Here is a 24,727-nt window from a genome sequence, read left to right on the forward strand (position 1 = left end):
TCGAAATCCTCAAAAGGACAGGTTGGCAGAGAAACAAAACGAAACTCAATTATGAGCCGGGGTAGAAGGGTTTCCCGATCGATGCCGGCATGTTGACGCGGATGAAGGCCGGGTTGCGCGAGATCAGCGCCAGCACCACGATCGGCGCGATGTACTGCAGCATGCTGAGGAACTGGCTGGGCACGTCGACGCCCGTGCTCTGCAGGTGAAAACCCAGCATCGAGACGCCGCCGAACAGGTAGGCGCCGAGCAGCACGCGCACCGGCCGCCAGGTCGCAAAGGTGGTGAGCGCCAGCGCGATCCAGCCGCGGCCCGCCACCATGCCTTCGACCCAAAGCGGCGTGTAGACCGTCGACAAATAGGCGCCTGCAAGGCCGCACAGCGCACCGCCCGCGATCACCGCCAGGAAGCGGATGCGCCGCACCGGATAGCCCAGCGCATGCGAGGACTCGGGCGACTCGCCGACCGAGCGCAGCACCAGTCCGGCGCGGGTGCGATAGAGGAACCAGATGAGGCCGATGGTGAGCAGCACCGCGAAGTAGACCATGGGGTGGTGCCGGAACAAGGCCGACCCGATGAGCGGAATGTCGCCCAGCACCGGCAGCGCGTAGTTCGTGCTCTCGGGCAGCTTGGCCTGCACGAAGTTGATGCCCGCGAAGGCCGAGAAGCCGACGCCGAACAGGCTCAGCGCGAGCCCGGTCGCGTACTGGTTGGTGTTGAGCCAGATCACCAGCACGCCGAAGAAGGCCGCCAGCAGCGCGCCGGCCGCAGCGCCGGCAAGAAAGCCGAGCCAGGTGTTGTGCGTGACCACCACCGTGGCGAAGCCGGCGATCGCGGCGCACAGCATCATGCCCTCGGCGCCGAGGTTCACGATGCCGGCCTTTTCGTTGATCAGCAAGCCCAGCGCCGCGATCGCGAGCACGGTGCCGGCGCTGAGCGTGGAGCCCAGGAGGAGTGCGTAGCTTTCCATCATGCCTCCCGCCGGGCCGCCCCAAGGGCGGCATGCGTCCCCTCGGGGGGCAGCGAATACACGAAGTGATGAGCGTGGGGGTTCATTAAATTGCTCCTTCGGTGGCTTGGACGGCGACGGGTGCGGTCAGTGGCGTGCTGGCCTGCAGCGACGAGGTGCCGGCCGGCGCAGCCACCGCCTTGGGCGCCGACTTGCGCCGGATGCGGTAGGCGATCAGCGTGTCGCACGCCAGCAGCGTGAAGAGCAGCAGGCCCTGGAACACGCCGGTCAGCGACTTGGGCAGGCCCAGGCGCGACTGCGCGAGCTCGCCGCCGATGTAGAACATGCTCATCAGGATGGCCGAGAAGATCATGCCCACCGGATGCAGCCGGCCGACGAAGGCCACGATGATCGCGGCGAAGCCGTAGCCCGCCGGCACATAGGGCGTGAGCTGGCCGATCGGGCCCGCCACTTCGAGCGCGCCCGCGAGGCCGGCCGCGCCGCCCGAGGTGAGCAGCGCGATCCACACCGCGCGCCGCGCCGAGAAGCCGGCATAGCGCGCGGCGGCCGGCGCCAGGCCGCCGACCTGCTGCGCGAAGCCCGAGCGCGTGCGGAACAGGAACACCCACAGGGCCGCCGCGCCGATCAGCGCGATGACCAGACCGATGCTCACGCGCGAGCCCTTCATGAGCCGCGGGATCTGCGTCACCGCCTCGAAAGTCTTGGTCTGCGGGAAGTTGTAGCCCATCGGGTCTTTCCAGGGTCCGTAGACCATGTAGCCCAGGAGCAGCGTCGCGACGTAGACCAGCATCAGGCTCACGAGGATCTCGTTGGCGTTGAACTTGTCGCGCAGGAAGGCCACGATGCCGGCCCAGACCATGCCGCCGAAGATGCCGGCCACCAGGATCGCAGCCACGATCCACGAGCCCGTGGTCTTGTCGGCCAGCAGCGCCACGCCGCCGGCCGCGATCGCGCCGAACACGAACTGCCCTTCGGCACCGATGTTCCAGACGTTGGAGCGGAAGCACACGGCCAGGCCGAGCGCGATGATGAGCAAGGGCGTGGCCTTGACCATCAGCTCGCCCAGCGCATAGCCGCTCTTGATCGGCTCCCAGAAGAAGACCGCGAGGCCCTTGACCGGGTCCTTGCCCAGCAGCGCGAAGAGCACCATGCCGATCAGCACCGTGATGAGCAGGGCCAGGATCGGCGAGCCGTAGCTCCAGAAGCGCGAGAGCTGCGGGCGGGGTTCGAGCTTAAGCATGGGCCACCTCCTTCGCTGCAGCCTGGGGGGCGTTCCACAGGCCGCTCATCCATTCGCCGATCTGCGGCACGGTGGCCGCCGCGCGGTCGATCGAGGGCGAGAGCCGGCCCTTGGCGATCACGTGCAGCCGGTCGCTGATCTCGAACAGCTCGTCGAGCTCTTCGCTCACCACCAGCACCGCGCAGCCGGCGTCGCGCAGCGCCAGGATCTCGCCTCGGATCAGCGCCGCGGCGCCCACGTCCACGCCCCAGGTCGGCTGCGAGACGATGAAGATCTTCGGATTGGCGTCGATCTCGCGCCCGACGATGAACTTCTGCAGATTGCCGCCCGAGAGCGAACGCGCCGCCGCGCCGGGCCCGCCGGCCTTGACGTTGAAGCGCCGGATGATCTCGCCGGCATGCTGCTGCAGCGCACCGGTGCGGATCCAGCCGCCCTGGCCCACCGCGTTGCTGCGGGTGAGCAGCATGTTGTGCGCGAGGCTCAGCGTCGGCACCGCGCCGCGGCCCAGCCTTTCCTCGGGCACGAAATGCAGGCCCAGCGCGCGCCGCCTGCGCGGCCTGAAATGCGCGGCCGGCTGGCCGAAGACCTCGATCATCGGCGCCTCGGCGCGCGTGTCCTCGCCGGAGAGCGCGTAGAGCAGCTCTTTCTGGCCGTTGCCCGACACGCCCGCGATGCCCACCACCTCGCCGGCCCGCACGTCGAGCGAGATGCCGTCGAGGTCGACGCCGAACTGGTCTTCGCGCGCCAGCGTCAGGCCCTTGACCCGCAAGGCCACCGCGCCCGCATGCACCGGCCGGTGCTGCAGGGGCGGCGGCTCGGCGCCGATCATCAGGCGCGACAGCGATTCATTGCTTTCGTTCTGCGGGTTGCACACGCCCGTGACCTTGCCGCCGCGCAGCACCGTACAGGCGGTGCAAAGCTCGCGGATCTCGTGCAGCTTGTGGCTGATGTAGAGGATGCTGCAGCCTTCAGAGGCCAGCTTCTTGAGCACCACGAAGAGCTTGACCACTGCTTGCGGGGTCAGCACCGAGGTGGGCTCGTCGAGGATCAGGAGCTTGGGGTCGGTGAGCAGCGCGCGGATGATCTCCACCCGCTGCATCTCGCCGACCGAGAGCGTGTGCACCGGCCGCGACGGGTCGATGTCGAGCCCGTACTCGCTCGCCTTGGCCGTGATGCGGCGCGTGACCTCGGCCAGCGCCAGGCTCTTGTCGAGCCCGAGCCAGACGTTCTCGGCCACGGTGAGCGTGTCGAACAGGCTGAAGTGCTGGAACACCATGCTGATGCCCAGCGCCCTCGCCTCCTGCGGGTTGCGCACGGTGACCGGCTGGCCGTTGAAGGTCACGCTGCCTTCGTCCGGCTTCACGGAACCGTAGATGATCTTCATCAGCGTGGACTTGCCGGCGCCGTTCTCGCCGAGCACGGCATGGGTTTCGCCCGGCGCCACCGTGAGCGAGACGCCGCTGTTGGCGACCACCGCGGGATAGCGCTTCGTAATGTGCGCGAGCTGAAGTCTTTGGATTGTCATGCCTGTGCCTGGCCTTTGGGTTGTTGTTGCCCTGAACCGCCCTTGGGACGATCGCCGTATTTTCGTCAGTGTCCGCCGATATAGATGAACTTGAAAAGGAACACGCCGCCAATGAGCCACACCATCCAGTGCACCTGCCTGGCGCGGCCGGTGAACAGCTTCAGCACCGCATAGGTGATGAAGCCGAAGGCCAGGCCGTTGGCGATCGAGTACGTGAAGGGCATCGCCAGCGCCGTAACGGCGGCCGGGATCACTTCGGTCGTGTCGTCCCAGTCGAGCTCGGTGATGTCCCTAAGCATCAAACAGGCCACGAAGAAAAGCGCCGGTGCGGTCGCATAGGCCGGCACCGAGCCGGCCAGGGGCGAGATCACCAGAGCGGCCAGGAACAGCACCGCCACCGTGAGCGCCGTGAGGCCGGTGCGCCCGCCCGCCTGTACGCCGGCCGCGCTTTCCACGTAGGCCGTGGTGCTCGAGGTGCCCAGCAGCGAGCCCGCGAAGATCGCGCCGCTGTCGGCCAAGAGCGACTTGTTGAGCCGGTCCATCTTGCCCGGCACCAGGAGGCCGGCGCGCCGGGCCACGCCCATCAGCGTGCCGGTGGCGTCGAAGAGCTCGACCAGGAAGAAGACCAGGATCACGTTCAGGATGCCGCCCGAGAGCGCCGACTTGATGTCCAGCTGCAAGAAGGTGGGCGCGATCGAGGGCGGCGCCGAGAACACGCCGTGGAAGGTGTTGCCACCGAAGAAGAAGGACAGCACCGTCACCGCGATGATGCCGATCAGGATCGCGCCGGGCACCTTGAGCCGGTCGAGCACCACGATCGTGAAGAAGCCCAGCGTCGCCAGCACCACCTGCGGCGTGTGCAGGTCGCCCAGCGTGATGTAGGTGGCCTTCGACGGCGCGACGATGCCCGCGCTCTTGAGCGCGATGATCGCGAGGAAGAGGCCGATGCCGACCGTGATGGCCAGCCTTATCGACTGCGGGATGCCGCGGATGATCAGCTCTCGCAGCTTGAAGAGCGTGACCAGCAGGAACAGGCAGCCCGAGACGAAGACCGCGCCGAGCGCCGCCTGCCAGGTGAAGCCCATCTGCAGCACGACCACGTAGGCGAAGTAGGCATTGAGCCCCATGCCGGGCGCCAGCGCGATCGGGTAGTTGGCGTAGAAGGCCATGATCGCGGTGCCGAGCGCGGCGATCAGGCAGGTGGCGACGAACACCGCGTCCTTCGGCATGCCCGCATCGCCGAGGATCGACGGGTTGACGAAGATGATGTAGGCCATCGTCAGGAAGGTCGTGAGGCCTGCCACCAGCTCGGTGCGCACTGTCGTGTTGTGCTCCTTGAGCTTGAACATGCGCTCGGCCCAGCCGGTGGCCGGGCGTGCAGAGCTGGTGTCGTGCTCGCTGATGTCGAGCATCTGTTGTGTGCGGTTCATCGCGTTGTCTCCGTCTCTCTTATGTAGATGGCGTGGGTCGAAGTCGCGACGCCCGGCGCGAGTGGAAGAACTGCCTAGCCGGCAGCGGGAAGCGACGGCCTCAGCGAGGCCGCCACGGCTTTGGTTCGCTCGCGCAGCCAGCGCGCGGAGCTCGATGAATGGGTGCGCTCATGCCAGAGCTGGTAGTACATGAGGCGCGGCAGTGCGATCGGGCACTCGAGGATCGCGACCGGCAGGCGGTCGACAAAACGCTCGCAGTACTGGCGGCCGGTGGTCAGCACCAGCAGGCTCGAGGCCACCATGTCGGGGATCAGGCTGAAGTGCGCGCAGCGCGCCGTGATGTTGCGCTGCCGGCCCAGCTCGTCGAGCATCTGGTCGATGATGCCGCGCGCGCCGGGGTGCATGGGGGTCGGCGCCACGTGCTCGGCCGCGAGCCAGGTCTCGAGCTCCCAGCCGCGGCGCACGGCCGGATGGTCCTTGTTGACCAGCGAGACGATGTCGTCGGCGAAGAGCCGCGCCATGTGCAGGTCTTCCGGCGGCTTGAGCCAGTTGCCGATCACCAGGTCGACCTGGCCGAGCGACAGGTGCGCGTGATAGTCCGAATCGGACGAGAGCGAATGGATCTCGATGTGGCACAACGGCGCCTGCGCCTTGACCTGCGCCACCAGCATCGGCAGGAACAAAGGATCGAGGTAGTCGCTGGCCGCGATGCGGAAGGTAGTGGACGCGGTCTGGGGATCGAAGCCGCGCGCATCGGAGAACAGCATCTCCGCGGCGCGCAGGATGCTGGCGGCCGGATCGATCATGCGCAGCCCCGCATCGGTCGGCACCATGCCCGAGCCCGAGCGCACCAGCAATGGGTCGCCCGAGAGCTCGCGCAGGCGCTTCAGCGCTGCAGAAACTGCAGGCTGGTACATGCCCAGGCGGATGGCGGCGCGCGAGACGCTGCGGTCGGTCAACACGGTATGTAGAACCCTGATGAGATGAAGATCGATCTTGTCGAGAAGCGCCTGGTCTCTCATAAGCTGCCCGCATGTTGCTGAATGTGTGGGCAGTTATACAGCGCTGAATTCACGTTAAGTCCGTTCGGGCTGAGCTTGGCCTGTCCTGAGCTTGACGAAGGGTCGAAGCCTTGCGCGGCCCTTCGACAGGCTCAGGGCGAACGGGTTGGGTTATGCGGATGCGTTCTGCACCGCAGTGATCGCTCGGAGAATCGACTCGCTGGTGGCCGGCGCGGTCAGCGGCGGGTCCACCTTGTGCTTGCCCACGGCCGACACGGCATCGCGGATCGCGAAGAAGACCGAGAAGGGCAGCAGGAGCGGCGGCTCGCCCACCGCCTTGCTGCGATGGATCGAGTCCTCGAAGTTCTGGCCTTCGAACAGGCGCACGTTGAACACCGGCGGGCAATCGTTGGCCGTCGGGATCTTGTAGGTGCTGGGCGCGTGCGTGGTGAGCAGGCCGGTCTTCGGATGCCACACCAGCTCCTCGGTCGTGAGCCAGCCCATGCCCTGGATAAAGGCGCCTTCGACCTGGCCGATGTCGACCGCCGGGTTCAGCGACTTGCCGGCGTCGTGCAGGATGTCGGCGCGCAGCAGCTTCCACTCGCCGGTGAGCGTATCGACGATCACCTCGCTCACGGCAGCGCCGTAGGCGTAGTAGAAGAAGGGGCGGCCCTGCATCCGGTCCTTGTCCCAGCTGAGGCCCGGCGTGGCATAGAAGCCGTCGGACCAGAGCTGCACGCGGTCGAGGTAGGCCTCGCCGACGACCGTGCTGAACGACAGCGAGCGGCCGTTGACTTCGACCTGGTCGTTGGCGAAGCGCACCGCGCTCGCCTCGCCGCCGTGGCGCGCCGCCGCGCAGGCGGCCAGGCGATCGCGGATCTGGCGCGCGGCGTCCTGCGCAGCCTTGCCGTTGAGGTCGGCCCCGGTCGATGCGGCGGTGGCCGAGGTGTTGGCCACCTTCTGCGTGTCGGTGGCCGTGACGCGCACGCTCTCGAAGCTCACGCCGAGCTCGTGCGCCACCACCTGCGCCACCTTGGTGTTGAGCCCCTGCCCCATCTCGGTGCCGCCGTGGTTCACGAGGATCGAGCCGTCGGTGTAGACATGGACCAGCGCGCCGGCCTGGTTGAAGTGCTTGACGTTGAAGGAGATGCCGAATTTCAGCGGCGCCAGCGCGATGCCGCGCTTGAGCACCGGGCTCTTGGCATTGAAGCCCGCGATCTCCTCGCGCCGCGCGCGGTAGCCGCTGGTGCCTTCGAGCTCGGCCACCAGCTCGTGGATGATGTTGTCGCTGACGAGCTGGCCGTAGGGCGTGACGTTGTGCTGCGTCTTGCCGTAGAAGTTGATGCGCCGCACGTCGAGCGGGTCGCGGCTCAGCTCGCGCGCCACGGTGTCGAGGATGTTCTCGATCGCGATCGCGCCCTGCGGGCCGCCGAAGCCGCGGAACGCCGTGTTGCTCTGCGTGTTGGTGCGGCCCGAATAGCCGTGCATCGCCACGTCGGGCAGCCAGTAGGCGTTGTCGAAGTGGCACAGCGCGCGCGTCATCACCGGGCCCGAAAGATCGGCGGAGTGGCCGGCGCGCGAGACCATCGAGATTTCCGCGCCGAGGATGCGGCCCTCGTCGTCGTAGCCGACCTCGTACTCGTACCAGAAGCAGTGGCGCCGGCCGGTGATCAGGAAGTCGTCGTCGCGGTCGAGCCTGAGCTTGACCGGGCGCTGCAGCTTGTTCGCCGCCACCGCCGCCACGCAGGCGAAGAGCGCCGACTGCGACTCCTTGCCGCCGAAGCCGCCGCCCATGCGCCGGCACTCGACGTGCACTTCGTTCGCATGCAGGTGCAGCGCATGCGCCACCAGGTGCTGCATCTCGCTCGGATGCTGGGTCGAGCAGTGCACGTGCATCGTGCCGCCCTCCTTCGGGATCGCGTAGCTGATCTGGCCCTCGAGGTAGAACTGCTCCTGCCCGCCGACGTCGAGCGTGGCCTTCAGCCGGTGCGGCGCCTTCGCGATCGCGGCCTGTGCGCCGCCCTCGTTCGTGCTGCGCACGAGATGCATCGGCGGCAGCACGTACTGGCCCTTCTCATGCGCCTGCTGCGGCGTGATCACCGGCGGCTCGGCCTCGATGTCCAGCGCGTCCTTGGCGCAGGCCGCGGCGCGGCGCGCGGCGTCGCGCGTCTCGGCGATCACGGCAAACACGGGCTGGCCCAGGTAGCGGATGTCGCCGCTGCAGAGGATGGGGTCGTCGTGGATGATCGAGCCGCAGTCGTTGCTGCCCGGAATGTCGGCCGCCGTCAGCACCGCCACCACACCGGGCATGGCGCAGATGGCTTCGAGCTTCATGTTCTGGAGCCGGCCATTGGCCACCGGCGACAGCCCCAGCGCGCAGTGCAGCGTGCCCGCGAGTTCGGGGATGTCGTCGATGTAGGTGGCCTCGCCGGCCACGTGCAGGTGGGCCGATTCGTGCGGCCGGCTGATGCCGACGCGCGCACCGTCGTCGTGCGCCTTGGCCTCGGCGCGCGCATCGATGCGCGCGGCGGTGTTCTTCAGGTAGTCGGCAAAGGCCTCTGCCGATTGCAGCAGGGCGAGGTCGATGGGCTTGTTCATCTCAGACTCCTTGCAGGGCCGCATGGGGCATCACGCTCCAGACGCTGGTGGCTTCCACCGGCAGCGGGTCGGTGGTACGCGTTTCGAGCCACAGCCGCTGCAGCAGGTTCTGCGCCACCTGCAGGCGATAGTCGGCACTGGCGCGCATGTCGGTCAGCGGCTTGAAGTCCTGCGCCAGCGCAAGCTTGGCCGCGTTGACGCTGGCCTGCGTCCAGGGTTTGCCGACCAGTGCCGCCTCGGCCTGCGCGGCACGCTTGACGACCGCAGCCATGCCGCCGAAGGCCAGGCGCACCTCCTTCACCACGTCACCGTCGAGCGCGATGGAAAAACCGCCGCACAGGGCCGAGATGTCGCAGTCGAAACGCTTGCTGATCTTGTAGGCGCGCACCTGGCGCTGCATGGCTGCGAGCGGCACCACGAGCCCTTGCACGAACTCGCCGGGCTCCAGGCGGTTCTTCATGTAGTCGACATAGAAGTCGGGCAACGGCATGCGGCGCACCCGCTCGCCGCGGCGCAGCTCGATCTCGGCGTCGAGCGACATCAACACCGGCGGCGAATCGCCGATCGGCGAACCGTTGGCGACGTTGCCGCCCATGGTGCCGGCGTTGCGTATGGGCGGCGAGGCAAAGCGCAGCCAGACGTCGGTCAGGCTGGGCAGGCGTCGTGCCAGCGCGCCGAAGGCGGCCTCGAGCGAAGCGCCGGCGCCGATGTAGAGCGCATCCCCGCGCTCTTCCACCACCTTCATCTCCGCGACGTCACCGACGAAGATGATGTCGCCCAGGTCGCGGAACTGCTTGTTGACCCACAGGCCGACGTCGGTCGAGCCCGCGAGCAGCTGCGCCGCGGGCTTGGCTTCGCGCAGCGCGGCCAGGTCGGCCAACGTGGTCGGGGCGTGGAAGTGGTCCATGCGCTGGCCCAGCGGCGCGGCGTAGTCGAAGCTGTTTTCGTGCTTGAGGCTGGCGAGCGCGGTGACGACCGGCTCGGCGTCGAGCCGCACGCCGGGCAGGTCGAACATGCGCTGGCCGGCATCGAGAATCGGGCGGTAGCCGGTGCAGCGGCACAGGTTGCCCGAGAGATCGTCGGCCAGCTGCTGGCGCGTCGGCCGCGTGCCCCCGGCCTGGTGGTGTTCGTAGGTGGACCACAGCGACATCACGAAGCCCGGCGTGCAGAAGCCGCACTGCGAGCCGTGGCAGTCGACCATGGCCTGCTGCACCGGATGCAGGCGCGTCACCGCGTGCTTGTCGTGCTGCGCGGTGTCGCGGCCCTTGCTGCATTGCGCCTTGAGGTCTTCGACCGTGAACAGCGCCTTGCCGTGCAGCGTGGGCAGGAACTGGATGCAGGCATTCACCGTCGAGAGGCGCAGTCCGCCCACCGCATTCGCCTCGCCGGCTTCGGCCAGTTCGCCGATCACCACGGTGCAGGCACCGCAGTCGCCCTCGTTGCATCCTTCCTTGGTGCCGGTGCAGCGTGCGTCCTCGCGCAGCCAGTCGAGCACCGAACGCGTCGGATGCACGCCGCTCACGTCGACGATCCGGCCGCGGTGGAAGAAGCGGATGGGTTGGGTGCTCGGGGTCATGCTCATGCTCGTGGGAGGCAACTCGTGGTGGCGATCAAAAACCGTGCCTGCGAAGTTAGTCCTTTCACAAGCCGCATGCATACCATCGTGCCCATATGGCCTATGTGGGGGCCGGTATGTGACGCCCGGGAAAACCCTTGGTCGAGGCGCGAGCCAGCCGAGCCGACGGCTAAGATCCGCGCTCCACGTCCCGCCGGGACACTTCGGCCTCCAAGGGTCGAACGCAAACGAAAGAAGAACATTCGATGCGACTCACCACCCGAGGTCGTTTCGCCGTCAGCGCGATGATCGACGTGGCCCTCCACGGACAGGCGGACCCGGTCAACCTGGCCAGCATCAGCCGCCGCCAGCAGGTGTCCCTCTCCCATCTGGAACAGCTGTTCGGCAAGCTGCGCCGCCACGGTCTGGTGGTGTCGACGCGCGGGCCCGGCGGCGGCTACTCGCTCGGCCGCAAGGCTGCGGACATCAGCGTGGCGGACATCATCTTTGCGATCGACGACCCTGCCGCCGCCGAGGCGGCGAAGCAAGGGCGAGCCGCAGCTCCCGGCCACCCGAGCCGCTATGCGACGGACCAACTCTGGGCCTCGGTGAACCGTTGCGCCGTCGAGTTCCTCGATGCCGTCACACTCCAAAGCCTGGTCGACGAACAGATCGCGAGCGGCGTGCAGCCCGAAAGCAAGCAGGCCGAGCGGCGGGCCCCGGCCTCTTCCGCGCGAGCCAAGCCACTGCTTCCGGACACGCCCAACTCGGTCTTCGCGCTGGGGCGGATGCTGACGACGAAGCGTTCGTGAGACGCTCGAACACGCCTCTCCCCCCATCTGCCCGCCCTTGAGCACGATCTTCACCAACCTGCGCGACCAGCGCGAGGTGCTGGCCGGCGTGGAGCGCACGCGCAGCCCGGTGATCTTCAGGGAGAACCTGCCTTGAGGAGGCGGGTTTGGCTCTACCTCTTGCTTTTGCCTCGCGAACTCTTCGCGTTCTTCTTCTCCTGGGGCGGCACAAATCCGATGGTCCGTTTCGGCGGTTCAGGGTGGGCGGTAAGTTCGCGCAACGCATCGAAAAGCTGGCGCAGTTGAACGCGCGTGTTACGACTAAAGGCGTCATGCTGCATCGCGATCAACTCGGTTTTTTCCTCCAACGCATCGAGGCGTTTGGCCAAGTCTGCGTGACTGCGAGCCAGTTCGCGCAATTGCACAAACGCCCGCACCACATAGACCGATACGTCCACCGCACGCGGGCTGCTCAGCAAGGTCGCGGTCATGATCGCGCCGTGTTCCGTGAACGCCAGCGGCAACTTGCGCCGGCCACCCCAGCTTGATGTCGCAAATTGCGACTTCAAGCTGGTGTACTCCTCACGCGTCAGCTCGAAAATGAAATCCTTCGGGAAGCGCTCTCGATTGCGGCGCACCTGCTCATTGAGGCGGCGCGTGTCTACGCCATACAAATCGGCCAGATCGCTGTCGAGCAGCACCTTCTGCCCGCGCAAGACGAAGATGCGCTGCGTGATAGCTTCGAGCGCAAGCGACGGCCCCGCGGCGCTCATGAGGCCGCCCTGACAACGGACAAACGCTTTCCGGTGACAACAGTCATTTTTCTTTACTCCCTGCCGTCTGAAATCGCGCAGGTCCGAGCATAGCGGCAAGCCCGCCTCACCCCTCCCCGAACAACTCCCTCATCACCCCCCTGAGCCAGCTGTTCGCCGGATCCGCCTCGAAGCGCTTGCTCCAGTGCAGCGACACGGTGAAGTCGCGCAGCGGAAAGGCCGGCTCGACGATGGCGTAGCCGCCCTCTTCCGCGAAGCCGCGCGCGATGTTGCGCGGCATCACGACCGCCAGGTCGGTGGCGCGCACGATGGCCGGCAGCACCATGAAGTGCTCGGTGGTCAGGCGCACGCGGTCCTCGAGGTTGAGCAGTTGCAGGATGCGCAGCGTTTCGGCATGCGTGCGCACCGCCACGTACTCCAGCTTCTGCAGCGCCTCCAGCAGCGCTTTGCCGCTGCGCCGCCCGCGCGTGAAAGGATGGCCCTTGCGCAGCAGCACGATGTAGCGGTCCTTCAGCAGATGGACGCGCTGCGTGTCGCGCACCTTGGGCAGGAAGCCGAAGGCGAAGTCGATGCGGCCGCTGTCGAGCGCGGGCGCGATCTCGGTCGGCGCGAGCGGCAGGGTCTCCAGCCGCACGCCGGGCGCGAGCTCGCCCAGGCGCGCCATCAGCGCGGGCAGGAAGCGGCCCTCGCCGATGTCGCTCATGTGGATGCGGAAGGTCTTGCGCGAGGCCGTGGGCTCGAAGCGGTCGGGCTCGTTGAGCGCCTCCTCCAGCGTGCCGAGCGCCGACTGCACGGCGATCGCCAGCCGCTCGGCGCGCGGCGTCGGCGCCACGCCGCCGGCGGTGCGCGTGAACAGCGCGTCCTCCAGCAGCAGCCGCAGCCGGCCCAGGCCGTGGCTCGCGGCCGGCTGGGTGAGGCCGAGCGAATCGGCGGCGCGGCTCACGCTGCGCGCGCGGTAGACGGCGTCGAACAGGCGCAGCAGGTTCAGGTCGATGGTGTCGATATGCATGGCATTCATGTCGCTTAGCTCGATTATTTTATTGAACCCGGGCCGCATGCGTCCCACACTCGCCGCTTCGAACAACGTAGAAAGGAGACATCGCCATGCCGAAGACCCGCTCGTTCTGTGCAATGGCCGCGCTGCTGTGCGCCGCCCTCTCCGCCACGGCCCAGCAGCCGCCCGCCGAAGAGCCGGGTTGGGCCAAGGGCCGCCCGAAGACCGAGGCCGCCACGCGCATGGCGCCGGTGCCGGCCTTCCCGATTCCGACCCCGGCCGACAAGCTGCCGACCGCCAAGTTCAAGCTGCCGCCGGGCTTCAAGGTCGAGACCTGGGCCTCGGGCGTGCTCGACGCCCGCGAACTCCGCCAGGGCGCCAACGACACCGTGTTCGTGAGCACGCTGTTCGTCGCCAACAAGGTCTATGCGATCACTCCCAAGGGCAACGCGCGCGAGGTCAAGACCATCATCGACAAGATGGAGAAGGCCACCGGCCTCGAGTACCACAAGGGCGCGCTCTACCTGGCCACGCACAAGCAGATCCTGCGCTACGACAACATCGATTCGAAGCTGGACAACCCCGGCACGCCGGTCGTGCTCTACGACAAGCTGCCCGGCGGCGAGGACCACAGCTGGAAGTACCTGCGCATCCACAAGGACAAGCTCTACTTCGCGATCGGCGCGCCCTGCAACATCTGCGACCCCGGCGAGTACGCCAAGATCTATCGCATGAACCTCGACGGCAGCGGCATGGAGACCATCGCGAGCGGCGTGCGCAATACGGTGGGTTTCGACTTCGACCCGAAGACCGACCGGCTCTGGTTCACCGACAACGGCCGCGACTGGATGAGCGAGGACCTGCCCAACGACGAGCTCAACGTCGTCACCGGGCCGAACCAGCACTTCGGCTATCCGTTTTGCCACCAGGGCAACATCGCCGATCCGGAATTCGGCTGGGGCAAGTCCTGCGGCGACTACACGAAGCCCGCCGCGCTGCTCGGGCCGCATGCCGGTTCGCTGGGCCTCAACTTCTACCGCGGCAAGATGTTCCCGGCCAAGTACCAGGGCGCGATGTTCATCGCCCGCCACGGCCCGTGGAACCGCACGATCAAGTACGCCGACGTCGCGGTCGCCTGGCCCGACGGCAAGGGCGGCGCCAAGGTCGAGCCCTTCATGACCGGCTTCGTCGAGAACAACAGCTACCTCGGGCGCCCGGCCGATTTCCTGGTGCTGAAGGACGGCTCGCTGCTGGTGAGCGACGACCACGCGGGCGCCATCTACCGCATCAGCTACGGCAAGTGATGAGAGGAACGCGAACCTTCGCATTCACGGCAGCAGCGACAGCGTTTCTCTGGCTCGCGGCGCCGGCCGGCGCCCAGGCCCCTTCGGCGGGCGCGTACGCGCAGCGCTACGCGGCGCTGTGCGTGGCCTGCCACGGCGCCAACGGGCGCAGCGAGATGCCGGGCACGCCGGTGCTGGCCGGCCAGCACTCCTTCTACGCGATCACGCAGCTGTTCCTGTTTCGCGAAGGCCGGCGCGCGAACGAGGCCATGACCGCGGTGGCCAAGACCATGAAGGACGATGACCTGCGCGGCTTCTCCGATTTCATCGCCACGCTGCCGCCAGTGCCTGTGCCGGCACCGGCGACGCCGCCCGATGCGGCGCGCATGACCCGTGGCCAGGCCCTGGCGCAGGAACACAAATGCGTGTTCTGCCATGGTGCCGATTTCAGCGGCGGCCAGCAGGTTCCGCGCATCGCGCAGCAGCGCGAGGACTACCTGCAACTCACGCTGCGCGAATTCAAGTCCGGCAAGCGCGTCGGCTACACGATGGCCATGGCCGAGGCGGTCGGCCGCATCCCGAACGAGGACCTGGACACCCTCGCCTACTACCTGGCCCGCTTCCCGGGCCGCAAGTAATCCCCACGAGAGAAGACCTTTGGAAGTTTCATTCAGCAAAGAGATCGAGGCCCTGCGCCTCGGCGCCGGCGACACCTTTCATGGCGAGGGCATCCTCGCGATCACCAAGGGCCTGCTGCAGTCGGGCGTGGCCTACGTCGGCGGCTACCAGGGCGCGCCGGTCTCGCACCTGCTCGACGTGATGGTGCAGGCCAAGCCCTACATGGACGAGCTGGGCGTGCACGTTGAGGCCTGTTCCAACGAGGCCTCCGCCGCGGCGATGCTCGGCGCCTCCATCCACTACCCGCTGCGCGGCGCCGTAACCTGGAAGTCCATCGTCGGCACCAACGTGGCGGCCGATGCGCTGTCCAACCTGTCTTCGCCCGGCGTCAAGGGCGGCGTGCTGATCGTGGTGGGCGAGGACTACGGCGAAGGCGCCAGCGTCATTCAGGAGCGCACCCATGCCTATGCGCTCAAGTCCAGCATGTGCCTGCTCGATCCGCGGCCCGACCTGGGCGTGATGGTCAACATGGTGGAGCACGGCTTCCGGCTCTCGGAATACTCCAACATGCCCTGCATGATGGAGCTGCGCATCCGTACCTGCCACGTGCGCGGCAGCTTCGAGTGCAAGAACAACCTGCCGCCGCTGATCTCGACGCGCGCGCTGATGGAAGAGCCGGCCGGCTTCGACTACATGCGGCTCGCGCATCCGCCCGTCACCTTCCGCCACGAGAAGCTGAAGGGCGACGAGCGCTTGCCGGCCGCGCGCCGCTACATCGCCGAGAACCAGCTCAACGAGCTGATCCCCGGCACGCATGCCGACCTCGGCATCGTGGTGCAGGGCGGGCTCTACAACGCGCTGATCCGCAGCCTGCAGCAGCTCGGCCTGGCCGACGCCTTCGGCGCGACCGACATTCCCCTGCTGGTGCTCAACGTCGCCTACCCGCTGGTACCCGAACAGGTGGCCGACTTCTGCGTGGGCAAGCGCGCGGTGCTGGTGGTGGAAGAAGGCCAGCCCGAGTACATCGAGCAGGAGATCGCGACGCTCTTGCGCCGGCGCGACATCCAGACGCCGCTGCACGGCTGCGACATGCTGCCGGCCGCCGGCGAATATGGCGTCGAGGTGCTGGCGACCGGCCTCGGCCGGTTCGCGCAACGCTACCTGCCGCAGCATGCACAGGACTCGGCCCAGGGCTGGCTCATGGGCAACCGCGACCGCCGCGCCGCGGTGGCCACGCAACTCGAGGCGCCGCTGCCGGCCCGCCCGCCGAGCTTCTGCATCGGCTGCCCCGAGCGGCCCGTGTTCGCCGCGCTCAAGCTCGCGCAGCAGGACAGCGGGCCGGTGCACATCGCGGCCGACATCGGCTGCCACGCCTTCGGCACCTTCGAGCCCTTCTCGATGGGCCACTCGATCCTGGGCTACGGCATGAGCCTGGCGAGCCGCGCGGGCGTGTCGCCGATGATGCAGCGCCGGGCGCTGTCGATCATGGGCGACGGCGGCTTCTGGCACAACGGGCTGCTCACCGGCGTGCAGAGCGCGCTCTTCAACGGCGACGACGCGGTGCTCCTGATCTTCAAGAACGGCTACACCTCGGCCACCGGCACGCAGGACATCATCTCCACGCCCGATGACGAGATGAAGGCGCATGCGGTCGACAAGCAGCAGAGCCTGGTCGACAAGAACCAGACCATCGAATCGACCCTCAAGGGCCTGGGCGTGCAGTGGCTGCGCACCGTGCACACCTACCACGTCGAGAAGATGCGCAAGACGCTCAACGACGCCTTCACGAGCGACTTCAACGGCCTCAAGGTGATCATCGCCGAGGGCGAATGCCAGCTCGAGCGGCAGCGCCGCATCAAGCCCTGGATCGCCAGCCTGTTGAAGAAGGGCGAGCGCGTGGTGCGCGTGAAGTACGGCGTCGACGAGGACGTGTGCAACGGCGACCATGCCTGCATCCGGCTCTCGGGCTGCCCCACGCTCACCATCAAGGACAACCCCGATCCGCTCAAGGTCGACCCGGTCGCGGTGGTGATCGACGGCTGCGTCGGCTGCGGCCTGTGCGGCGAGAACGCGCATGCGGCCACGCTGTGTCCCAGCTTCTACCGCGCCGAGGTGGTGCAGAACCCGAAGTGGCACGAGCGGCTGCTGCACTCGCTGCGCGGTGCCATCGTTCGCGCATTGCAACCCGCGTGAGCTCCACATGACCACGATGAACCGAACCCAACCCATCACCCTGCTCGTCTGCGCCCTCGGCGGCGAAGGCGGCGGCGTGCTCACCGAATGGCTGGTCGATACGGCGCGTCATGCCGGCTACGCCGCGCAGAGCACCTCCATCCCCGGCGTCGCGCAGCGCACCGGCGCCACCACCTACTACATCGAGGTCTTTCCGGTGCCGCTGGCCGAACTCGGCGGGCGCCGGCCGGTGTTCAGCCTGAGCCCGGTGCCGGGCGCGCTCGACGCCATCGTCTCCTCGGAGCTGCTGGAGACCACGCGCCAGATCGGCAATGGCATGAGCGCACCGCAGCGCACGCTGGTCATCACCTCCTCGGGCCGCACGCTGACCACGGCCGAGCGCATGCAGCCCGGTGACGGGCGCGCCGATGCCCAGCGGCTGCTCGATGTGGTCAAGGCCTTCAGCCGCGAGCACCATGTGTTCGACATGGGCACCGCGGCGCGCGAGGCCGGCACGGTGGTCAGCGCGGTGATGCTCGGCGCGATCGCGGGCAGCGGGCTGTTCCCGTTCCCGCGCGAGGCCTACGAGCAGGTGGTGCGCGGCGGCGACACCAGCGCGCCCGAGAAGCTCAACAAGATGGCGACGGCCAGCCTGCGCGGTTTCGCGAAGGCCTTCGACATCGTCGGCATGCCGCGCGCGCAGGCCGCGCTGGTGACGCGACTGCTGTCGAGCGGAGGCGACGAAGCGCCAGTGCAGCCCACGCTGAGCGCCGAGTTGGCACGCGCCTTCCCGCCGCCGGTGCACGACATGCTCGCGCTCGGCCATGCACGGCTCGTCGACTACCAGGACGACGCCTATGCCGGGCTCTACCTCGAACGCCTGCAGCAGGTGCTGGCCGCCGAGCGCGCGTCCGACCCTGCGGGCGCCAACGGCTTCGCGGTCACGCGCGAGATGGCGCGCTGGCTCGCGCTGTGGATGGCCTTCGACGACATCGTGCGCGTGGCCGAGCTCAAGAGCCGCGCCAGCCGCACGCAGCGCGTGCGCAACGAGGTCAAGGCCGGCGAGGACGACATCGTCAAGGTGTATGACCACTTCAAGCCCGGCGCACCCGAATTCGCGGCGCTGCTGCCGGCCTCGCTGGCGCACCGCGTCGCGGCCTGGGACCGGCGAAGGAAGACGCCCTTCGCCCTGCCGCTCAAGGTCGGCAGCCACTCGGTCGCCGGCATGGCCTCGCTGCGCGTGCTGGCCTCGCTGCGCTGGCTGCGCAAGCGCGGCAGCCGCTTCGCCGAAGAACAGGCGCTGATCGAACGCTGGCTGGCTGCCGTCGTGCAGGGCACCCGCACCGATTGGCGTCTCGGCCACGACATCGCGCTGTGCGGCCGGCTCATCAAGGGCTACGGCAGCACCAACGAGCGCGGCAAGCGCAATCTGCTGCACGTGATCGATCATCTGGCCGTGGCGCCGCTGCCCGACGGCTCGCCGGCCGCGCGCGCGGCCGCGATCGCCGCGGCGCGCGAAGCGGCATTGGCCGACGAGGCCGGCACCGCGCTCGACGCCACGCTGGTGCGCCACGGCGCGCCGCCCAGGCCGGTGATCGCGCAGCCGATCCGCTGGATGAAGCGCCCGCCGGCGGCGACCCCCTGAACAACATGAGGAGACGAACGATGACAACACCAAGATCCCGGCGCGCCCTGCTCGCCCTGCTGCTGGCCACCGCCGCCGCGGCGCCCGCGGCCTACGCGCAAGGCAGCGCCTGGCCTTCGAAGCCGATCAAGATCGTCGTGAACTTCCCGCCCGGCGGCGCGGCCGACCAGATCGCACGCGCGGTATCGCTGCCGCTGCAGGAAGCGCTCGGGCAGCCGGTGCTGATCGAGAACCGCGGCGGCGCCAACGGCAACATCGGCGGCGAGGTCGCGGCGCGGGCGCCGGCCGATGGCTACACGCTGCTCATGAGTTCGGGCGGCATGGTGTCGGTCAACCCGCACATCTATCCGAAGATGGCCTTCGACCCCGCCAAGGACCTGATGCCGGTCGCCGCGGCTGCGCGCGTGCTGGTGTTCCTGGTGACCAAGCCCTCGCTGCCGCCGGAGAACATCAAGGACTTCATCGCCTACGTGAAGGAGCGCCCCGGCAAACTCTCCTACGGCTCGCCCGGCACCGGCAGCTCGCCGCACCTCGCGGGCGAGATGTTCAAGAGCCAGACGGGCCTGTACGCGGTCCATGTGCCTTACCGCGGCGCGGCGCCGGCGCTGCAGGACCTGCTGGCCGGCCAGCTCGACTACTACTTCGACCCGGGCATCGGGCTCGCCCAGGTGCGCGCCGGCAAGCTGCGCCTGCTGGCCGTGGGCAGCCCCAAGCGCTCGCCGCTGTTCCCCGATGTGCCGACGCTGGACGAAGCCGGCCTCAAGGGCTTCGATGCCGACACGGTGTTCGGCTTCTACGCGCCGGCCCGAACGCCGCCCGAGATCGTGACCCGGCTCAACCGCGAGATCAACCGCATCCTCGCGATGCCGGCAGTCAGGGAACGTATCGCCAGCCTGGGCGGCGAAGCGCTGCCCGGCACGCCGGCCGCTTTTCAGGAGCGCATCGCAGCGGATTCCACGCGCTTCGCTGCCATCATCCGCGAGCGCAAGATACTTGCGGACTAGAACCCCGCCTGAGCCTTCACCGCATGAGCCCCCAAGTCATCTACACCGTGCGCGTCGAGTTCGGGGACTGCGACCCGGCCGGCATCGTCTGGTTTCCCAATTTCTTCCGCTGGATCGATGCGGCCTCGCGCCACTTCTTTGCCGAGCGCGGCGTGCCGCGCTGGGAAGAGACGGCACAGACCCTCGGCGTGATCGGCACGCCGCTGGTCGATACCCACACGCGCTTCGTCAAGAGCGCGAGCTATGGCGACACGCTGTCGATCGCGGTGGCCATTCCCGAGTGGCGCGACAAGAGCTTCCTGCAGACCTACCGCATGAAGCGCGGCGAAGATCTGATCCTCGAATGCGAAGAGGTGCGCATCTTCGCCGCCACGCGCGAAGGCGGCGGCATCCGCGCGGTGCCGATCCCGCCGGAGATCCGACGGCTCTGCGAGTAGGCCCCGCGCCCAGCTCAAGCAGACGGATGCGCTCGGCCACTGCGCCAAGCGCATGGGCCTCGCGTAATGATTTCGTGCCAATCGGATTCATCGTTTTGGCCATTCGCTGCCGCGGATGTGCCGCCTAAACTGCAAAACGAATACCCGACAACGCCAGACTCGGCCCCTCGACGGTCAATCGCTTGGGCAGAGCGAGGGAATTCATCCCCTGGCCCCCCAGGTCTTTGGGGACGTCAATAAAATCCGTGTCGACGACCCCCGCCAAGAGCTGCGCACTTCGCCTAACTTTGATCCCCAATGCCCGAGATTGACTTGACTGCGCAAACAGCAGCGGTTCGCAGTGTTCTAGCCACCCATGGAATTCGCCGCGCATTGGCGCTGCTCAATGACAGGACGCAGTACCGATACACGGCCATCTACAAGTTGAGCGGCAATGCATTGCGGGCAGAGCACGTCTTCGATCGCTCCTCTGAATACCGCACCTGGTTGAAAGCCGTTCCCCTGGACAAGAGCTTTTGCCAACACGCGATCGAGGAGGGCGAATTCACGACCAGCCACGTCTCCAAAGACAAGTCCTTGATGAGCTACCGCCCTTATGTCGGTCTTGTCGAGTCGTACTACGGGCGGTTGCTGATACGCGATTCCGGGACGCCCTATGGCACGTTCATCCATTTCGATCTGGAGCCTCGCAGCATCGACGCGCAGGAGGTCTCGTTTCTCCAGCAAGTGACGCCGCTGTTTCTCGATTACCTCGAGTGAGTTGCGAGCAGGCGCGAACAGCTCCGCGCCAAGCCGGATAGCGGCATCAAAGCGGGCCGCGTGCCCAAGGCCCCCAGATCGCGAACGTGATACCGGGCGATTGCACGTTCACAAACAGTACCTTGCCCGCCGGATCGAAGCAGGCTCCGCAGAACTCGCTGCTGCGGTAGTCGCCCGGCGCGACCATCTTGCCGGCCGAAGCGATCTGATCGGCGCCGAGGTTCACGTTGTGGCGCGCGAACACGAAGCTGGCGCCGTCGGGCGTCAGGCCGACCAGGCGCTCGATGCGACCCTGGCCTTGGTCGTCGACGCCGCCGCCGTCCTCGCAAAGCAGCACGCCGCCGCGCGGGCTGATCGTGATGTTGTCGGGGTTGTTGGCGGCCACCGCGTCGAGCGACACGAAGACCGCCTTGAGCATGCCCGTGGCCAGGTCGTACTCCCACACCGCGCCTTCGCCGTTGCCGCCCGCGCCGGCGGCGTTCACGCCGGTGGCGGTGTCGACGATGAACAGCTTGCCGTCGCGATACCAGATGCCTTCGCCGCGCGCCATGCGCAAGCCGCCTTGCGCCCAGCCCTGCGCGAACGGGCCGGCCACCGGAGTGGTGCCCACAAAGCCGGGCAGCGCAATCGACGCCGGGTTCGCATCGGGATCGGCGATGTCCACCCATTCGAGGCTGTGCGTGTCACCGGTCGAGGCGACATTGAGGTCGGCGTTGGCCTTGCCGACCACCTTGGCCATCTGCAGCTTGCCGCCCGCTTCATAGCTGCCCGGGCGGCCGCTCGCATCGCTGGGGATGAAACGATAGAAGCCCGACTTGTTGCGGTTGTCCTCGGTGAGGTAGGCGAAGCGCGTCTTCGGGTCGACGGCGACGGCCTCGTGGCTGAACCGGCCCATCGCGACGATCGGCTTGCCCGTCGTCTCGGCCGCGTTGGCGCGCACCTCGAACACGTAGCCGTGCTTCTTGCCGCCTTGCGACTCGAGATTGCTGCCGGTCTCTTCGCAGGTGAGCCAGGTGCCCCAGGGCGTGGGGCCGCCGGCGCAGTTGGTGAGGGTGCCGCCCAGGCTCGCCTCCATGCCGAGCCACTGGCGGCCCTTGAAGCGCAGGTTGGTGGTTCCGCCGCCGGCAAATCGGCCGTTCACGCTGCTCGAGGCGGTGTCGTACATTGCCGGCGCCTGGATCAGGCTCGTCGACTGGCCGCGCTCGTGGTTGCGCACCAGCACCACGTCGACGCTGTTGCCGCGACCGTACGAGGCGATCACCGCCATGCCGTCGTGGTTGCTCGGGCAGGGCTGGCCGTTGTCCATCTGGTCGCCGGTCCAGCCGTAGGAACGGTAGGCGAAGCCTTCAGGCAGCTGCAGCAGCGGCAGGCCCGTGGCTTCGTCGAGCGCCGGCGCGACTGGACCGTACGGGCTGGCGACGAGGCCGGTGCTGCCGGTGGCGGCGTTGGCGTTTCGAGCCTGCAGCGCCTGCATGGTGCCGATGAACGAGAGGACCGCAACCGAAGTCGAGCCGCGCAGAAAACCGCGGCGGGAATTTAACGACATGAGAGCTCCTGGGGGTGTGGGGTTCCCGCATTGGAGAGTGTCGCGGTGTCAGCGCCGTTACAGCGGCTGTCGCGAGTGCAATCAGGTAACTGAAACGGCACTGAGCGCCTGCCTATGCAATATGCGGATGACGCGCACGTTCGAACAGCGCACGCGCCAGCTTGCGGTGCCGCGCCAGCAGGGGTTTCAGTTCGAGCTTCTCGAACGCCCCTTCGCGGATGACGACAAGGCCGTTGATCACGCTCAGCGCCACCGAGCCCGGCTGGCAGAACACCAGCGCCGCCACCGGATCGTGCCCCGCGCCGGCATGCCCGACGTCCTGCAGATCGAAGGCCACGATGTCGGCCGACATGCCGGGCGCCAGCGCACCGATGTCGTCGCGGCCCAGCACGCGGGCGCCGCCAAGGGTGGCGATCTCCAGCGCCTCGCGCGCCGTCATGGCTGCGGGGCCGTAGCCCACGCGCTGCAGCAGCATGGCCTGGCGCGCCTCTCCCAGCAGGTGGGCGCCGTCGTTGGAGGCGCTGCCGTCCACGCCCAGGCCCACCGGCACGTCGGCGCGGCGCATGGCGCCGATCGGCGCGATGCCCGAGGCGAGCCGCATGTTGGAACAGGGGCAGTGCGCCACGCCGGTGCCGGTGCGGCCGAAGAGCGCGATGCCCGCCTCGTCCAGCTTCACGCAGTGCGCGTGCCAGACGTCGCGGCCGACCCAGCCGAGGTCTTCGGCGTACTGGGCCGGCGTCATGCCGAACTTCTCGCGCGAGTAGGCGACGTCGTTGTCGTTCTCCGCCAGGTGCGTGTGCAGCGAGACGCCGCGCTCGCGCGCGAGTTCCGCCGACAGGCGCATCAGCTCGCGCGAGACCGAGAACGGCGAACAGGGCGCGAGCACGATGCGGCGCATCGCATGGCGCCCCGCGTCGTGGTACCGGCCGATGAGCCGTTCGCTGTCGGCGAGGATCGCCTCCTCGCTCTCGACCAGCTCGTCGGGCGGGAGGCCGCCGAGGCTCCTGCCCACGCTCATGCTGCCGCGCGCGGCATGGAAGCGCATGCCCATCGCCTCGGCCGCCGCTATCGAATCGTCGAGGCGCGAGCCGTTGGGAAAGAGATAGAGGTGGTCGCTGGTGGTGGTGCAGCCCGAGAGCATCAGCTCGGCCATCGCGGTCTGCGTGGAGACGCGGATCATCTCGGGTGTGATCCGGGCCCACAGCAGATAGAGATTCGTGAGCCAGCCGAAGAGCTCGGCGTCCTGCGCCTCGGGCACGGCGCGCGTGAGGCTCTGGTACATGTGGTGGTGCGTGTTGACCAGGCCGGGCATCACGACGTGGCCGTGCAGGTCGATGGCTTCAGCCTGGCCGCTTCGCAGCGCATCGACGTAGGCTGCGGGCAACTCGGCCGTAGCGCCCACCCAGGCGACCGCGGGGCCTTCGATCACCACCGCGCCGTCGGCGATCTCGCGCCGCGCGGCGTCCATGGTGACCAGCACCTCGGCATGGCGCAGGATCAAGGGGCGTGGGCGTGGTGGTGTCGCGGAGGTGCTCATGTCATGTTTCCATCCGGCGGCGCCGGCATCAGCGCCAGAACATAGCGCAGCTCGCTCACGCGCGCGCCGCCGATCGTGAACTCGCGCGCCGCGGCCGGGTCCGGCGTGAAGCCCGCGGCGGCATAGAAGCGCCGGGCGCGCTCGTTGCCGGCCAGCACCCACAGGCTGACCGAGGTGCAGGTCTCGGCACGCATGCGCTCCAGCGCGGCGAGCCACAGCGCACGGCCGGTGCCCTGCGACCAGCAGGCGGGCGCCAGGTAGAGCGCCCAGACCTCGGCAGTGCCGGGCGCCGCGTCCTTGTCGCGCGAAGGGCCGAAGGCGACGAAGCCCGCCACCCGGCCGTCGGCCATGGCCACGAGCAGTTGCGGCGCGCCCTTGACCACGGCCTCGCGCCAAGCGGTCTCGCGCCCGTCGACCGAGAGCCCCGCCAGATACTCGGCGGAAATCAGTCCGGCGTAGGCCTGCTGCCAGGAAAGAACGTGGACTTCCGCGATCTCGCGGCAGTGCGCCAGCGCGGCCGGTTCGATGTGCGCGGGGGCTGCGGATTTCATGGACCCATTGTGCGGGTCGCGGATCTCCCTAGGCGCCGCTCTGCATCGCCTGGTTGACGCGCTGAAGCTCCTGGGCCAGCCGCATGGCCTCGGCGCGCGCGGAGCGGACGCCGCGCTGCAGCAGGAAGAACTGCTTGGCATAGGCGTCCGTCAGGCGCGTCCACTGTTCGAAGGACGCGTCCACGCACGCCGAAGATTGATTCACGATTGGCTGCCTCACCATCACTTGGTTCTTACCGGGTTGCGGAGTGGCCGTGATTCCACCAGATGAACGTGTAACGGCCGTGACGCGATGCCG

General features: G+C 68.0%; 21 protein-coding genes. 8 read left to right on the top strand and 13 right to left on the bottom strand.

Annotated elements, in window-relative coordinates; genetic code table 11:
• Window positions 1-49 precede the first annotated feature (49 nt).
• The 7 genes from ACSQ86_RS20545 to xdhA all read right to left on the bottom strand — a co-directional run bounded on the left by ACSQ86_RS20545 (window position 50) and on the right by xdhA (window position 10,346).
• Window positions 50-970 carry an ABC transporter permease gene (locus ACSQ86_RS20545; RefSeq protein WP_093103259.1) on the bottom strand — a complete coding sequence of 307 codons (921 nt, stop codon included), beginning with the start codon at window positions 968-970 and terminating at the stop codon, window positions 50-52.
• Between the two features lie 85 nt (window positions 971-1,055).
• Complete coding sequence (locus tag ACSQ86_RS20550; protein ID WP_436304845.1) at window positions 1,056-2,210, bottom strand: ABC transporter permease; 1,155 nt, start codon at window positions 2,208-2,210, stop codon at window positions 1,056-1,058.
• Window positions 2,203-3,735, bottom strand: coding sequence for an ABC transporter ATP-binding protein (locus ACSQ86_RS20555; protein ID WP_436304846.1), 1,533 nt, complete (start codon window positions 3,733-3,735; stop codon window positions 2,203-2,205). Before ACSQ86_RS20555 ends, ACSQ86_RS20550 begins: the two co-directional genes overlap by 8 nt.
• A gap of 65 nt (window positions 3,736-3,800) precedes the next feature.
• Window positions 3,801-5,147 (bottom strand): NCS2 family permease, encoded by a 1,347-nt coding sequence (locus tag ACSQ86_RS20560; RefSeq protein WP_093103257.1) that lies wholly within the window; start codon window positions 5,145-5,147, stop codon window positions 3,801-3,803.
• Window positions 5,148-5,239: 92 nt separating this feature from the next.
• Window positions 5,240-6,187: a LysR family transcriptional regulator gene (locus ACSQ86_RS20565; protein WP_093102938.1), complete on the bottom strand. Its 948-nt coding sequence runs from the start codon at window positions 6,185-6,187 to the stop codon at window positions 5,240-5,242.
• Between the two features lie 150 nt (window positions 6,188-6,337).
• Window positions 6,338-8,764 carry a xanthine dehydrogenase molybdopterin binding subunit gene (xdhB, locus tag ACSQ86_RS20570; protein ID WP_436304847.1) on the bottom strand — a complete coding sequence of 809 codons (2,427 nt, stop codon included), beginning with the start codon at window positions 8,762-8,764 and terminating at the stop codon, window positions 6,338-6,340.
• 1 nt (window position 8,765) lies between these two features.
• Window positions 8,766-10,346, bottom strand: a complete 1,581-nt coding sequence (gene xdhA / locus ACSQ86_RS20575; protein ID WP_436304848.1) for a xanthine dehydrogenase small subunit — start codon at window positions 10,344-10,346, stop codon at window positions 8,766-8,768.
• Between the two features lie 239 nt (window positions 10,347-10,585).
• Between xdhA and ACSQ86_RS20580 the strand changes: the two genes are divergently transcribed.
• Window positions 10,586-11,131, top strand: a complete 546-nt coding sequence (locus tag ACSQ86_RS20580; protein ID WP_436304849.1) for an Rrf2 family transcriptional regulator — start codon at window positions 10,586-10,588, stop codon at window positions 11,129-11,131.
• Between the two features lie 152 nt (window positions 11,132-11,283).
• Here ACSQ86_RS20580 and ACSQ86_RS20585 read toward each other — a convergent pair whose 3' ends face one another.
• Both ACSQ86_RS20585 and ACSQ86_RS20590 read right to left on the bottom strand, forming a co-directional pair.
• Complete coding sequence (locus tag ACSQ86_RS20585) at window positions 11,284-11,883, bottom strand: ORF6N domain-containing protein (RefSeq protein WP_436304850.1); 600 nt, start codon at window positions 11,881-11,883, stop codon at window positions 11,284-11,286.
• Window positions 11,884-11,989: 106 nt separating this feature from the next.
• Window positions 11,990-12,901, bottom strand: a complete 912-nt coding sequence (locus ACSQ86_RS20590; RefSeq protein WP_436304851.1) for a LysR family transcriptional regulator — start codon at window positions 12,899-12,901, stop codon at window positions 11,990-11,992.
• Between the two features lie 86 nt (window positions 12,902-12,987).
• Between ACSQ86_RS20590 and ACSQ86_RS20595 the strand changes: the two genes are divergently transcribed.
• The 7 genes from ACSQ86_RS20595 to ACSQ86_RS20625 all read left to right on the top strand — a co-directional run bounded on the left by ACSQ86_RS20595 (window position 12,988) and on the right by ACSQ86_RS20625 (window position 20,795).
• Window positions 12,988-14,181: a PQQ-dependent sugar dehydrogenase gene (locus ACSQ86_RS20595; RefSeq protein ID WP_212733615.1), complete on the top strand. Its 1,194-nt coding sequence runs from the start codon at window positions 12,988-12,990 to the stop codon at window positions 14,179-14,181.
• Window positions 14,181-14,798, top strand: coding sequence for a c-type cytochrome (locus ACSQ86_RS20600; RefSeq protein ID WP_436290937.1), 618 nt, complete (start codon window positions 14,181-14,183; stop codon window positions 14,796-14,798). Before ACSQ86_RS20595 ends, ACSQ86_RS20600 begins: the two co-directional genes overlap by 1 nt.
• Window positions 14,799-14,817: 19 nt before the next feature.
• Window positions 14,818-16,971, top strand: a complete 2,154-nt coding sequence (locus ACSQ86_RS20605; RefSeq protein ID WP_436290936.1) for a thiamine pyrophosphate-dependent enzyme — start codon at window positions 14,818-14,820, stop codon at window positions 16,969-16,971.
• A 16-nt stretch (window positions 16,972-16,987) separates the two neighbouring features.
• Complete coding sequence (locus ACSQ86_RS20610; protein ID WP_436304852.1) at window positions 16,988-18,595, top strand: indolepyruvate oxidoreductase subunit beta family protein; 1,608 nt, start codon at window positions 16,988-16,990, stop codon at window positions 18,593-18,595.
• A 20-nt stretch (window positions 18,596-18,615) separates the two neighbouring features.
• Window positions 18,616-19,599: a Bug family tripartite tricarboxylate transporter substrate binding protein gene (locus ACSQ86_RS20615; protein ID WP_436290934.1), complete on the top strand. Its 984-nt coding sequence runs from the start codon at window positions 18,616-18,618 to the stop codon at window positions 19,597-19,599.
• 23 nt (window positions 19,600-19,622) lie between these two features.
• The gene (locus ACSQ86_RS20620; RefSeq protein ID WP_093102924.1) at window positions 19,623-20,036 is read left to right on the top strand and encodes an acyl-CoA thioesterase; all 414 of its coding nucleotides are present in this window, start codon (window positions 19,623-19,625) and stop codon (window positions 20,034-20,036) included.
• Window positions 20,037-20,333: 297 nt separating this feature from the next.
• On the top strand, window positions 20,334-20,795 hold the full coding sequence (locus tag ACSQ86_RS20625) for a hypothetical protein (protein ID WP_436304853.1): 462 nt from the start codon (window positions 20,334-20,336) through the stop codon (window positions 20,793-20,795).
• A gap of 46 nt (window positions 20,796-20,841) precedes the next feature.
• On the opposite strand, the gene ACSQ86_RS20630 is transcribed toward ACSQ86_RS20625, so the two are convergent.
• The 4 genes from ACSQ86_RS20630 to ACSQ86_RS20645 form a co-directional block, all read right to left on the bottom strand.
• Entirely contained in the window at window positions 20,842-22,341 is a 1,500-nt protein-coding gene (locus tag ACSQ86_RS20630) for a PhoX family protein (RefSeq protein ID WP_436304854.1), read from the bottom strand.
• A 112-nt stretch (window positions 22,342-22,453) separates the two neighbouring features.
• Entirely contained in the window at window positions 22,454-23,878 is a 1,425-nt protein-coding gene (locus tag ACSQ86_RS20635) for an 8-oxoguanine deaminase (RefSeq protein WP_436309507.1), read from the bottom strand.
• Window positions 23,875-24,429 carry an N-acetyltransferase family protein gene (locus tag ACSQ86_RS20640; RefSeq protein ID WP_436309508.1) on the bottom strand — a complete coding sequence of 185 codons (555 nt, stop codon included), beginning with the start codon at window positions 24,427-24,429 and terminating at the stop codon, window positions 23,875-23,877. The genes ACSQ86_RS20635 and ACSQ86_RS20640 overlap by 4 nt, the downstream gene beginning before the upstream one ends.
• 28 nt (window positions 24,430-24,457) lie before the next feature.
• The gene (locus ACSQ86_RS20645) at window positions 24,458-24,634 is read right to left on the bottom strand and encodes a hypothetical protein (protein ID WP_436309509.1); all 177 of its coding nucleotides are present in this window, start codon (window positions 24,632-24,634) and stop codon (window positions 24,458-24,460) included.
• Between the last annotated feature and the right edge of the window lie 93 nt (window positions 24,635-24,727).

Source organism: Variovorax sp. LjRoot130, from assembly GCF_964253755.1.
GTDB lineage: Bacteria > Pseudomonadota > Gammaproteobacteria > Burkholderiales > Burkholderiaceae_C > Variovorax.